At 42.3% G+C, this 12932-nt stretch carries 12 protein-coding genes; 11 read left to right on the top strand and 1 reads right to left on the bottom strand.

All coding sequences use genetic code 11. The annotated features are described in order from the left end of the window. The first annotated feature begins 8 nt into the window (after positions 1-8). The 6 genes from cobT to BM377_RS04260 all read left to right on the top strand — a co-directional run bounded on the left by cobT (position 9) and on the right by BM377_RS04260 (position 6227). Complete coding sequence (gene cobT / locus BM377_RS04285) at positions 9-1217, top strand: nicotinate-nucleotide--dimethylbenzimidazole phosphoribosyltransferase (protein ID WP_092244234.1); 1209 nt, start codon at positions 9-11, stop codon at positions 1215-1217. After that, the gene (locus BM377_RS04280) at positions 1214-2197 is read left to right on the top strand and encodes a bifunctional adenosylcobinamide kinase/adenosylcobinamide-phosphate guanylyltransferase (protein ID WP_092244231.1); all 984 of its coding nucleotides are present in this window, start codon (positions 1214-1216) and stop codon (positions 2195-2197) included. Before cobT ends, BM377_RS04280 begins: the two co-directional genes overlap by 4 nt. 25 nt (positions 2198-2222) lie before the next feature. Further along, the gene (locus BM377_RS04275; RefSeq protein WP_092244228.1) at positions 2223-3011 is read left to right on the top strand and encodes an adenosylcobinamide-GDP ribazoletransferase; all 789 of its coding nucleotides are present in this window, start codon (positions 2223-2225) and stop codon (positions 3009-3011) included. A gap of 60 nt (positions 3012-3071) precedes the next feature. Beyond that, complete coding sequence (cbiB, locus tag BM377_RS04270; protein ID WP_092244225.1) at positions 3072-4130, top strand: adenosylcobinamide-phosphate synthase CbiB; 1059 nt, start codon at positions 3072-3074, stop codon at positions 4128-4130. A gap of 134 nt (positions 4131-4264) precedes the next feature. Further along, positions 4265-5818 (top strand): spermidine synthase, encoded by a 1554-nt coding sequence (locus BM377_RS04265; protein ID WP_442857311.1) that lies wholly within the window; start codon positions 4265-4267, stop codon positions 5816-5818. A 127-nt stretch (positions 5819-5945) separates the two neighbouring features. Then, complete coding sequence (locus tag BM377_RS04260) at positions 5946-6227, top strand: hypothetical protein (RefSeq protein WP_092244222.1); 282 nt, start codon at positions 5946-5948, stop codon at positions 6225-6227. 84 nt (positions 6228-6311) lie between these two features. On the opposite strand, the gene BM377_RS04255 is transcribed toward BM377_RS04260, so the two are convergent. After that, a complete protein-coding gene (locus tag BM377_RS04255; RefSeq protein ID WP_092244219.1) occupies positions 6312-6821 on the bottom strand; it encodes a hypothetical protein in 510 nt (169 codons plus the stop codon). A gap of 109 nt (positions 6822-6930) precedes the next feature. Here BM377_RS04255 and BM377_RS04250 point away from each other — a divergent pair, with 109 nt between their 5' ends. The 5 genes from BM377_RS04250 (at position 6931) to BM377_RS04230 (ending at position 12848) form a co-directional block, all read left to right on the top strand. Further along, positions 6931-8625 carry a CotH kinase family protein gene (locus BM377_RS04250; RefSeq protein ID WP_092244216.1) on the top strand — a complete coding sequence of 565 codons (1695 nt, stop codon included), beginning with the start codon at positions 6931-6933 and terminating at the stop codon, positions 8623-8625. Positions 8626-8755: 130 nt separating this feature from the next. Next, positions 8756-9976, top strand: a complete 1221-nt coding sequence (locus BM377_RS04245; protein WP_092244213.1) for an ABC transporter substrate-binding protein — start codon at positions 8756-8758, stop codon at positions 9974-9976. A 150-nt stretch (positions 9977-10126) separates the two neighbouring features. Beyond that, positions 10127-11011: a branched-chain amino acid ABC transporter permease gene (locus tag BM377_RS04240; RefSeq protein ID WP_092244210.1), complete on the top strand. Its 885-nt coding sequence runs from the start codon at positions 10127-10129 to the stop codon at positions 11009-11011. A 17-nt stretch (positions 11012-11028) separates the two neighbouring features. Further along, on the top strand, positions 11029-12090 hold the full coding sequence (locus BM377_RS04235; protein WP_092244207.1) for a branched-chain amino acid ABC transporter permease: 1062 nt from the start codon (positions 11029-11031) through the stop codon (positions 12088-12090). Next, positions 12090-12848: an ABC transporter ATP-binding protein gene (locus tag BM377_RS04230; protein WP_092244204.1), complete on the top strand. Its 759-nt coding sequence runs from the start codon at positions 12090-12092 to the stop codon at positions 12846-12848. The genes BM377_RS04235 and BM377_RS04230 overlap by 1 nt, the downstream gene beginning before the upstream one ends. Positions 12849-12932 lie beyond the last annotated feature (84 nt).

Genomic DNA, 12932 nt, shown 5'->3' with positions numbered 1-12932 from the left:
ATAAACGTATGAACAGTAAAGAATACGAAAAGTTAACAGATATGATCAAAGCTGTTTCTTTCGCGGACGAAGAGGCAATATCAAAGGCAAAAGAGTATGTAAGTAGCCTTGTTAAGCCTCCTAGGAGCATGGGAAAGCTTGAAGATATGGCAGGGAAGCTTGCAGGGATCACGGGATGTGTTAAGAACCTTGTGACTTCAAAAAGGATCCTTGTTTTTTGTGCAGATAACGGGGTTACTGATGAAGGTGTTGCGTCGGCGCCCGTATCCGTGACTATGATGCAGGCAGTCAACATGACAAGGGGCGTAACCGGTATGGCAGCTCTTGCGAGGCAATTTGGCGCGGATGTGACCGTAGTTGATGTCGGTATTAAGACTGATTACGAGGGACTTGTAAAGAAGTGTGACCTTGCTCATGCGGATGAAGGCATAGTTTATGAGAATATAAGAAAAGGTACGGGAAATATAGCAAAAGAGCCTGCTATGACAGCGGAAGAATGCGTAAAAGCGATGCTTGTAGGAGCCGGGTGCGCGATGAATATCGAAGGAAAGCCGGAAACGTGCGATAGAACAGAAGAGGGCGAAGAAGTGTGTTCTACCGGAATGATAGATCTTGTCGGAATCGGAGAGATGGGGATAGGAAATACCACTACTTCGACAGCGGTTTTATGTGCGCTTACGGGCGCAGAACCCGAGGGCATTACCGGACGCGGCGCCGGCATTAACGATGATTCTTTTTCAAAAAAGAAAGATGTGATCAAAAGAGCGTTAAGCTTGCATGGATTTGAGAACGGTGCTTCTATTAAGAGCATTGAGGATAGAGAAGGCGTGATTTCAGAAGTGATCGATATCATTTACAAGGTCGGAGGTCTTGATATAGCGGCCATGTGCGGAGCTTTTATAGGGGCCGCGGCATCAGGAAAAGCTGCTGTGATAGACGGATATATTTCCGCAGTTTCGGCGCTTTGCGCGGTTAAGCTTTGCCCCGCGGTTTCGGGATATCTTTTTCCTTCTCATATTTCTAAGGAACCTGGATATAAGCTAGCGATAAAAGAACTTGGACTTGATCCTTATCTTGACCTTAACATGGGGCTCGGTGAGGGATCGGGATGCGTCATTGCTTTTTCTGTGATAAAGGCTGCGTGCGCCATGATGAACAATATGGCGACGTTTGAAGAGGGTAAGATTGACGATTCGTACTTAGAGGGGATCAGATGATAATTCTTTTGACCGGAGGATGTAAGAACGGAAAATCCGGATTGGCTCAGAAACTTGCGGTGCTTTTATCGAAGAGAAAGCATGGCAGGCTGTTTTACGTTGCGACAATGAAGTCGACGGGAGAAGAGGACGACGAGAGGATAAGGCGCCACGTTGAGGACAGAGCGGGGCTTGGTTTTGAGACAATAGAGATTCAGACAGACATAAATAAAATTATGCAAGAAGATGCTGCTACTTATCTAACAGACAGTCTTACGGCGCTACTTGCAAACGAGATGTTTACTGAAAAAAACGGCAGTTTTTTTACTGATCGTGATGCTGCTGCAAGAGTCGGAACCGAATTGGAAGAGCTTATGAAAACGACAGCGGAAAAACGCACCGATCTTATTTTTGTAAGCGATGGAATATACAGCGATTCCGCGATTTATGACGGAGATACTTTTTTGTATCGCGAAGGACTGGGAAAGCTTGAGAGAGTTGTGACGGACTGCGCCGATCTGGTGATCGAGATGTGTGCGGGCGTTCCGATGATTCACAAGAAGAGTGTTGCAGTCGCAGAGGATAAAGAGCTTATGGATTTATTAAAAAGAGATGGAAAAAAGCAAGGCGCTTTGATTATCGGGGGCGCGGCTCAAGGGAAAAGAGCTTTCGTAAAAAATAAGTTTGGGCTCAAGGATGAGGATATATATACTTTTGAAACCGATGAGATCCTGCATGGAGAAATAGGCATTCCGAGAGGCTTTAAAGCATATGAACATGTCGAGAGACTTGCTCTTTCGATGGGAATGGATGTGCACGAGCTGGCGGATGATTTTCCAAAAGACGCGGTTCTTATATGTGAGGATATAACCTGCGGAATAGTTCCGTTAAGCAAGGAAGACAGAAGATGGCGCGATGATGCGGGAAGGTTTATGCAGGCGCTTTCTGATAGCAGAGATGTTTACCGCGTTTTTTGCGGAAAGGGAACCCAAATAGGATAAGAATAGGACGAGGATCGGAATAAAGATGAAAAACCTTTTGAGAGCATTTTGCATAGCGTTTTCCATGTATTCAAGCATTCCCATGCCGCAATTTAAGTGGGAAAAAGAGGATATGAAATACAGTATCTGCTTCTTTCCGCTTATAGGAATTGTGATAGGGGCGATATGTTATGGATGGTGCCTTTTGGTGCGCGCTTTTGATATCAGTCTTTTGGCTTCGACGCTTTTGTTTTTTGTGATCCCGATAGCGGTCACGGGCGGAATACATGTTGACGGTTTCATGGATTGCAGCGATGTTTTTTCTTCATACAGGGAAAAAGAGAAAAAGCTGGAAATACTTAAAGACCCTCATATAGGAGCTTTTGCCGTGATAAAGCTTGTGGTTTTGTGCGCGGTATATATCTCGGCTCTTTCAGTGATAATTGCTATGGGGAATGGATTTGATGAAAGATATTATGCGGTATTATGCTTTGGATTTGTTCTTTCAAGGGCACTCAGCGGTATAGCTGTTGTGAGCTTTCCATGCGCCAAGAGTGAAGGGAGTCTTTATACTTTTGCCGAAGGTTCAGATAAAAAGAGATGTCTTTCTATCCTGGTAAAAGAGGCCGCTATAGCGGCGCTTATCATGGCGGCATACGGAAGGATAGGCGGGATTGTAGCCATAATTGCTGCTCTTATCTCTTTTGTATATTACAATTTTAAGGCTAAAAAAGAACTTGGCGGAATCACAGGCGATACGGCCGGATGGTTCGTGTGTCTGTGCGAGACGATGATCGCAGTAGCGGTGTGTATCTGCGCGATGATTTCGCTATGATGGTGAAGATTATGCGATAGCGCAGGACCTATCTCATCGAAAGGACAAAGATAAGCTATTATGTTTGCTTTTTTACATGCTTACTACAAATATGTCCCCGCAGCAATAATCACGGGTGTCATCATAGATATGATCCTCGGAGATCCGGAGCATCTTATTCATCCTGTGCAGATCATAGGAAAGCTCATAAGTGCACTGGAAAAGCGGTTGCTTGGAGAGACAGGAGCAAGAAGTAAAGCTGAGCATGTGGGCGAGACGGATGGCAATGAAAAAAACGCCATAAGTGATGCATCAAAATTCCGTAGAGGTGTTCTTCTATGGCTTATAGTTATAATAGCCACCGGTGCGGCAGCTTTTTTGATCATCTTTATATCCCATAAAATAAACGGATATCTTATGCTTGGAATTATGTCTGTTATGAGCTGGCAGAGTATCGCTGCAAAGAGTCTTTCCAAGGCGGCTATGAAGGTATATAGGGCTCTTAAAAATAATGATATAGAGCTTGCAAGAAAAGAAGTCTCGATGATAGTCGGAAGAGATACGGGAAGTTTGGATGATAAGGGAATCGCAAGGGCAGCAGTCGAAACTGTTGCGGAGAACACCAACGACGGTGTCATCTGCCCGCTTTTTTATCTTATGCTCGGAGGACCGATTCTTGCATTTATTTACAAGGCAGTCAGTACCATGGATTCCATGATCGGATATAAGAATGACAAGTATTTGTTCTTTGGAAGGTTCGCCGCAAAGGCCGACGATGTCTTTGCGTTTGTTCCGGCCAGGCTCAGTGCACTGTTTATGATAATATGTACGGCGCTTATGGGCGATTACAGCAAGTATTACGACGTAGGAGGGGCGGTCAAGATATATTTAAGGGACAGATATAAGCATGCAAGTCCCAATTCTGCGCATTGCGAAAGCGTATGCGCGGGAGCTCTGGGGCTTCGCCTTGCCGGACCGACATCGTATTTTGGAAAGCTTCATGATAAGCCGTATATCGGAGATTCCAAAAGAGAGATTGAATATAAGGACATAAGACGAAGCTGCTTTTTGATGTATTCCACAGTTTTCTTATTTTTAATAATTTATTGTCTTATATTTGCAGCCATTTTTTTTATTTAAAGGTATAATGAAAAATGTCGGGTTTGATCATCGACATTTTTCATTATTTTTTGAGAACGGAGAGATATGTTTTGAAACAATACAGTATCTTAAACAACAAGCTTTTTCTATATCTGACGGAGTTCTTTGCCGGAATGTCCGTCATGGCGGTTGAGCTTGGAGCGAGCAGACTCCTTGCACCGTACTTTAGTTCATCACAGATCGTGTGGACGATCATAATCGGAACAATCATGATAGCGATGGCGCTTGGAAATATATATGGTGGACGGGCGGCGGATAAAAACCCCGATCCGCAGAAACTTTACGGAAGGATATTGATCGCTGCTATCTGGATTGCGGCGATTCCTGTGGTCGGTAAGTATATCATTATCGGTATCTCGGCCCTTTTGATATTTACCGTAAACAATAATTTTCTTGTTATCGCGGCTTTTGTGACATGTATGGTGGTGTTTGTGTTCCCGCTCTTTTTACTCGGAACCGTGACACCGAGCCTTGCCAAGTACACAACGGATTCACTTGATGACAACGGTAAGATCATCGGAACACTCGGTGCGTTTAACACCGTGGGTAGCATCATAGGAACTTTTGTGCCTACATTTGTCACCATCCCTGCTGTCGGAACATCTGTTACATTCCTTATTTTTGCGGGGATTTTGATAATTCTTTGTGCATGTTTTTTCTTAAACGGCCCGGGTAACCGCAAGAAACTTATAGTTGGCGGGATCTCTTTTATACTGTGTTGCATTCTCGGGCACAACACGAGCTTTTCTTTTTGGGAGAATAACCTTACTTTTGAGGGTGAGTCGATCTATAACTATCTTCAGGTAAAAGAGGATGCCAACAGCGTTATTCTTTCGACAAACGTTCTGTTCGGAGTTCAGTCTATTCTTATAAAGGACGGAGCACTTACCGGGATGTACTACGATTATGCGATGGCTGCACCGTATATGAGTGGGATAAAAGAGAAAGAAAAAAACGGTGAGAATACCGATATCCTGATACTCGGAATGGGCTCCGGAACTTATGCGACACAGCTTTCAAGGCATTTTGACAATATTGATATCGAGGGTGTTGAGATAGATCAGAAGATAACGGATCTTGCTCATGAGTATTTTGAACTGCCCGAAGATACCAAGGTTACGACCTATGATGGAAGGGCTTACCTTGCGGCAACTTCAAAGAAATATGATGTGATAATGGTAGACGCGTATCAGGATATAACTATTCCTTTTCAGATGTCTTCGACAGAGTTTTTTACAATGGTAAAGAATCATCTTAATCCGGGCGGAGTCTTGGTCGTAAATATGAACATGTTCAGCGATGACAACGAATCAACCATCAACAGATATCTTGCGGACACGATATCGTCGGTATTTGATAATGTAAAGATCGCATCTGTGGCCAATTCTACCAACAGAGAGCTTTTTGCAACGGATTCGGCTGATTTTATGAGCACATTTGATGACAATCTTGCGCTTGAAGATGAGAATGAGCTTAAAGAAATGATGTTAAGGGTTAAGACTGCGCTCAATGATTATGAGGCCGGAAAGAACATAATGACGGATGATAAGGCGCCTGTTGAGCTCCTTGGAATGCGTCAGATCGACTCTATAATCAAGGCGGAAGTAGCTATATATAAGGAAATATATGAGCGTGAAGGCTTGGAAGGGCTTATAAAGTACCTGTAAATAGTCACAATTCTTTGAAAAATTTATGAAAATTAGTACAAAAATGTGCTATTATTTATAACAGAGGGGTTACACACCTTCGGACATTCAATTCAATAGTTTGCATAAAGAGAAAGGAGCACTTCCTATGAGTAGTAGCCAGCTGCAATATTCTCCGTTCAAACCAAATTTGAAGACAGCCGAAGTATTTGCCTGGGGAGATCCGGAGTACAACTTGTTTGATCAACTTAGTGAGAAGTATGAAAGGAGCCATCCTGAATTTGAGAATCTTTCAACTTATGAAAAGATGGTTATAAGAGAGCAGATTCATCATGAAGCGATTGGGCTTACACCGCTCAACCTTATCATGGATTTTATAGAAGATCCGCAATTTGATGAATTCAGAGTTGTGCATGCAGATCGAAAATGATCAAAAAGAAAAGGCTGTGAATCTTGGGATGATCCAAAGTTCACAGCCTGTTTTTATTATTATGCTCCGGTTGGTCCGGCTTTTTTATTTAAGTCTTGTAAGCATACGTGCTTCACGTATCTTGTTATTAACGTCCGAAAGGAATTTGTAATTGGTCGGATCAGAGATGAAATTAAGGAAGTTGACCGCATCTTTGCGAGCGAGCTTCTGACTCTTTGTAAGATAATCAAGAATCTCTTCCTTGGTCTTTCCTTCATTCATATATTTTTCCACAGTGTCAAACAGAAGCATAAACCTGCGCATCTTTATACGTACTTTGATATTGTGGAGTTTTAAAAAGATTGATCCCAGAATTACACCAAAAGAAGTACCGAGTATCAGGAACACTATGCCCCATGAAACTCTGCCCATCATAAGATTCAAAATTCCGGCACCGTAATTGGAAATGATAAACGAACTAAGAGATATAACTACGATCCACAAACGTGCTTTGTTGCGGTCTGTATCACTAAGTTCCATCAACCTGACTGCAATGCCAAATGCTACATAGAAGACCGCTGCGAAAGCAATCCCCACATAAGATAATTGCAACATATTCAATTCCCCCTCTAAATAATTGTAACAACCATAAATAAATAATGCAAACCCGTGTTATCATCTATATAAGAACTGAAAAAATGCCTTTTATGAAAGGAAAAGAAATTTGAAGAAATCAAAAAAATCTGTTTTTGTGCTTTTGTCTCTATGTGTCGTTGCGCTTGCGTTATTTGCTTTTATCCCGTTCTATCAGGAAAAGTTAAATGACAATGATGTAAGCTTTTACGTGGTTGCCGAAAGCAAAGGACAGCCTTCAGACGAACTTAAGATATATCCGTATTATGATAGCGAAGGAGAAAAAACGTATTTCTTTTTGCCGGGAAATTCGGAGAGCTATGAGTACAAAATGTTTTTCGGAAATGCAAAAGAGTTAAAGATAGGGGATGTTTCTTTTTCGCCGGGAGATATATTGGATGACAGCTTTTTAAACTATTACGGTAAAAAAAATACCGGCCTCGGAGAATTGGAATTTGATTATGAGCTTCTTGATAAAAAAGGTGAAAAGGTACTTGGAAATGTCTTTTTCCTGACCGGCGGTGAAGTGAGCACAATGTATTTGGTTTCGGGAAAAGATTCCATGGAGAAGGTGGACGGTGATCCGCTACATAATATCACGGCAACTGCCGACTATTCTGTCTATGATCCTTTGGGTGCAAAGGAAACTTCGGGAAAGCTAAAGATCTCGGGGCATGGTAATTCTACATGGACAGAGCTCATGGAGGAGTTTCCGGGGCAGGAATTTAAGCGCTCATACAATATTTCTTTTAACGAGAAGAAATCCATTCTCGGAATGAAGAGTGCCGGAAATTATGTGCTTTTGTCCAATTTTTATGATGAAAGCGAGCTTAAGAACTATCTGGTTTTGGATATGGCCAGGAGAATCGGGGTGGATAATGTTCCCGACTGTGAGTATGTAAATCTTTATATTAATGGCGAATACAGGGGACTTTACCTTGCGGCGCAGAAGATAAAAGAGGGTAATGGATTTCTGAAAATTTCTTCAGACGGTTATCTTGCCAAGTTTGATTATGAAGAGAGAGTTAAGACCGAGGGAAGTGTCTACGCGGAGACGGAAGGCCTTTTTGCCAAGATACAATATCCGTCGGAGCCCGATCAGGAAAGGCTTGCACAGATAAAAGAAGATATTTGCAAGGTGGAAGATTCCATTAAGGAAGGTGAGGAAGAATTTTCTGATCTTGCGGATGAGCGGAGTTTTATAAAGTATTATCTTTTGCAGGAGTTTTTTGAGAACGGCGATGCAGACAGAGCCAGTCAGTATGTTTATAAGAATGGAATGAAAGATAAGCTTGTAGCAGGTCCTGTCTGGGATTTTGATCTTTCTATGGGGCATCCATGGTTTTCATATGGAGGCAATGAGGCGAATGCTCTTTGGATAAAGGGTCTTGTGGATGAGAGCGGATGGCTGCGGAAACTTAGCGATGATGAAGCTTTTATGGAAAAGACGCGTATGTTTTATAGGAATAATTTTTCCGAAATGGTTTCATATATTGAGTACCATGTACTTATCAGTGTTATTGAAAGTATAAAGGATAGCTATTATATGGACATGATCCGTTATGAGAACGGACCTGTTTATTATGACAGATATGATTATGAAATGCATGGCGCGCAAAAGTATGATCTTTTTAGCATCGCGGAGGATATTCAGGCGTGGTTGTGCAGCAGAAAATCGTTTTGGGATGATTATGCGGACAATCCCGATCAGTTTGAAGAAGAGATACAGGAACCCGGTGAAGATACAAGATCTATAAGGAAGCTTATTTTGATGATAAAGAAATGATATTTAAAATGATTAAGTTTACTTTTTATTATTGACTTTTTTAGTTTGGTACTTTAAACTTCAAAAGTAAATATCAGATTGTATACAAATATACATTTTGGTTTTTCATTTTTTTCAGGAGGGAAATATTATGAAGAAGTTAGGCAAAGTTATTAGTGCACTTATGGCTTCTGTACTTGTTGCTTCCGCACTTGTAGGATGTACTGACGCAGCAAGCACTGAGACAAGCGATTCTCAGGCACAGACACAGCCGGCACAGGAGACAGAGAGCTCATCTGACAACGGAGCTACATTTAAGATCGGTGCCATCGGACCTCTTACAGGTGGCGCAGCTGCTTACGGTAATGCGGTTTGTAATGCAGCAGAGCTTGCAGTTGAGGATATCAACGCAGCAGGCGGTATCAACGGATATCAGGTAGAGTACAGCAAAGAAGACGACGAGCTTAATGCAGAGAAGTCAGTAAATGCTTACAATACACTTAAGGATTGGGGAATGCAGATTCTTGTTGGTTCAACAACAAGTGCTTGCTCAATCGCAGTTTCAGAGTACACAAAGGCTGACAATATGTTCCAGCTTACACCTTCGGGATCTGCAGTTGATTGCGTTAAATATGACAACGTATTCCGTGTATGTTTCTCAGATCCTAACCAGGGTATTGCTTCAGCTCAGTACATTTCAGATCACAATCTTGCAACTAAAGTTGGTATCATCTATGACAGCTCAGATGTATATTCAACAGGAATCTATCAGAAGTTTGTAGATGAGTCTGCAGGTAAGAACTATGAGATCGTTTCACAGGAAGCTTTCACAGCCGACAATGCAACGGATTTCTCAGTTCAGCTTCAGAAGGCTAAGGATGCAGGTGCAGACCTTGTATTCCTTCCTATCTACTATCAGGCAGCTTCACTTATCCTTACACAGGCCAACACAATGGGATATGCTCCCACATTCTTCGGTGTTGACGGTATGGACGGTATCCTTACTGTAGAGAACTTTGATACAAAGCTCGCTGAGGGCGTAATGCTTCTTACACCTTTCGCAGCTGATGCTACAGACGATCTTACAGTAAACTTCGTTAAGAAGTATGAGGAGAAATATGGTGAGACTCCCAACCAGTTCGCAGCTGATGCTTATGATGCAGTATTTATCATCAAGCAGGCAATTGAAGCTAAGAACGCTACACCTGATATGAGTATTTCAGATCTTGGCGATGCACTTAAGGGTGCAATGACAGAGATCGAGGCTTCAGGTCTTACATCTTCTAAGATGACTTGGGATGCTTCAGGTGAGCCCAACAAGGAGCCTAAGGCTGTTGTTATCAAGGACGGAGCTTACGTATCCGCTGAGTAAATATAGACGTATTTATTCCTGACACAATGAAGTGTAACGCGGGATATCTGCATAAGATATTCCGCGTTTTTAGCTAATAAAAAGTTAATTTTTATGGTATGCTAGATTAATCAATCAATTAAAAGATCTATTGTTTTTTGGAGGTTTGAGATGAGCTTTTTAACCTATCTCATTAACGGACTTAGTCTGGGAAGTATCTATGCGATAATCGCGTTGGGATACACAATGGTATACGGAATTGCCAAGATGCTTAATTTTGCACACGGAGATTTTATCATGGTGGGCTGCTACATTATCTTTTCTGTCAGTGCGGCGCTCGGCGGAAATTCTGTCGTGGGAATAATATTGGCGGTCATACTGTGTACACTTCTTGGTATTACAACTGAGTTTGTTGCATACAGACCCCTTAGAGGAGCAGCGTCTCCGTTGGCGGTTCTTATTACGGCCATTGGTGTCAGTTATTTTCTGGAGAATGTGGCGCTTCTTATTTTCGGAGCGGATATTAAGTCTTTCACATCTGTCATTAAATGGGAAGGTTTATCTTTTGCCGGCGGCCAGCTTAGAATTCAGGGTGTAACGGTCGTTACCATTGCAGTAAGTGTTGTTATTCTTATAGCACTGCAGCTTTTTATCAATAAGACCAAACAGGGACAGGCTATGCTTGCGGTAGCCGAGGATAAGGGTGCAGCTACACTTATGGGTATAAATGTAAATAAGACCATTATGCTTACCTTTGCGATAGGTTCTTCGCTTGCAGCTGTTGCGGGAGCTCTTTTGTGCTCAGCTTATCCTTCACTTTCTCCGTACACGGGAGCAATGCCCGGAATCAAGGCGTTCGTAGCAGCGGTTCTCGGAGGAATCGGTTCTATCCCCGGGGCTATGATCGGAGGTCTTGTACTCGGAATTGTTGAGATCTTAAGTAAGACATATATTTCATCACAGCTTTCTGATGCCATTGTATTCGGAATTCTTGTAGTAGTGCTGCTTGTTAAGCCTACAGGTATTCTGGGCAAGGTTATTCAGGAGAAAGTCTGAAAAAGGCGGTGTGAAATATGAAGATAAATAAGATAACAAAAAATAATTTAATCACATACGGAATTGTGGTTGCAGCATTTGTTCTTTTCACGGTGCTTGCATCTACCGGAAATCTTTCGAGTCATATGAAGGGGCTTCTTATTCCCATGACTTATTATGCTGTGATTGCGGTTGCGCTTAATCTCTGCGTAGGTATTTTGGGAGAGCTTAGTATAGGACACTGCGGATTTATGTGCATCGGTGCATTTACAAGCGCTTTTTTCTCTAAGGCGACAGCAGAGATCCTTCCTTCGGGAATCAGGTTTTTCCTTGCTTTCCTTATAGGAATCGCGTTTGCGGCACTTTTCGGATTTCTTATCGGTATCCCGGTTCTCAGACTTAAGGGTGACTATCTTGCGATCGTAACTCTTGCGTTTGGTGAGATCATCAAGAATATTATCAATGCTTTTTATATAGGAATTGATAAGAGCGGTATCCATTTTTCACTTAAGAATGCGATGGAACTTGGACTCGATGAAGGAGGAGAGGTTATTGTAAACGGAGCAATGGGTATAACCGGAACTCCGCATGATTCAACTTTTACAATAGGAATAATCGTACTTCTGATTTCTCTTTTTGTAGTGCTCAATCTGATAAATTCAAGAGACGGACGTGCGATCATGGCAATCCGTGATAATTATATCGCAGCGGAATCTACGGGTATCAATGTCACGGGATATAAGATGATGGCATTTACCATTTCGGCAGCCATTGCAGGCGCTGCGGGAGTTCTTTTCTCTCACAATATTACTACGCTTACGGCTACATCACAGTATTTTGGTTATAATGCTTCGATCATGATCCTGGTATATGTTGTGCTCGGCGGAATCGGAAATATCAGAGGCAGCGTTATTGCGGCTTGCATACTTTACTTGCTTCCCGAGCTCCTCAGAGGTTTCAGTAACTATCGTATGCTGATCTATTCAATCGTTCTTATTGTTATGATGATCGTTAACTGGTCACCGAAGATCATTGAATGGAGAAAGAGAACGCTAGGTAGATTTGGATTTAAGAAAAACAGCGGAAAGGAGATCGCATAATGGCACTTTTGGATGTAAATAATCTCAGCATCTCCTTTGGTGGACTCAGAGCTGTTGATGATTTTAATATTTCAATTGAAAAAGGTGAGCTTTACGGTCTTATCGGACCTAACGGTGCGGGAAAGACAACTGTGTTCAATCTTTTGACAGGTGTTTATAAACCGAATGAGGGAATCATAAGACTTGACGGTGAGGATATCACAAGAAAGAGTACGATTGAGATCAATCACTGCGGAATAGCAAGAACATTCCAGAACATCAGACTCTTTAAGCAGATGCCTGTTATAGACAATGTTAAGGTTGGACTTGCCGAGCACTATAAATACAGCACTCTTGAAGGAATTCTTCACCTTGGTAAGTATAAGAAAGTGGAAAAAGAGATGGATGAAGAGGCTATGCGTCTTCTGAAGGTCTTCGATCTTGATAAAGAGAGAGATACGCTTGCTTCAAATCTTCCTTACGGTAAGCAGAGAAAGCTTGAGATCGCAAGAGCTATGGCAACCAATCCCAAGCTCCTTCTTCTTGATGAGCCCGCTGCCGGAATGAATCCCAACGAGACAGGCGAGCTAATGGATACAATAGCTTTGGTGCGTAAGGAGTTTGGAATGACGATCCTTCTTATCGAGCATGATATGAAGCTGGTATCCGGTATCTGTGAGAAGCTTACGGTGCTTAACTTTGGTAGGGTTCTCTGCCAGGGAGAGACCAAAGAAGTGCTTGCGGATCCGGAAGTAATAAAGGCATATCTAGGTGAGTAGAGCACTTGGCGAGGTATTATCGAGCCTAGTGCGAACCATGGGGAGACACTAAGCGAGGTATTTACGAGCGTAGTGACTATCCCA

It is taken from the genome of Butyrivibrio sp. INlla21 (assembly GCF_900116875.1).
Classification (GTDB): Bacteria; Bacillota; Clostridia; order Lachnospirales; family Lachnospiraceae; genus Butyrivibrio.
The sequence above is the reverse complement of the archived record's forward strand: the minus strand, read 5'-3'. Positions and strand labels throughout refer to the sequence as shown.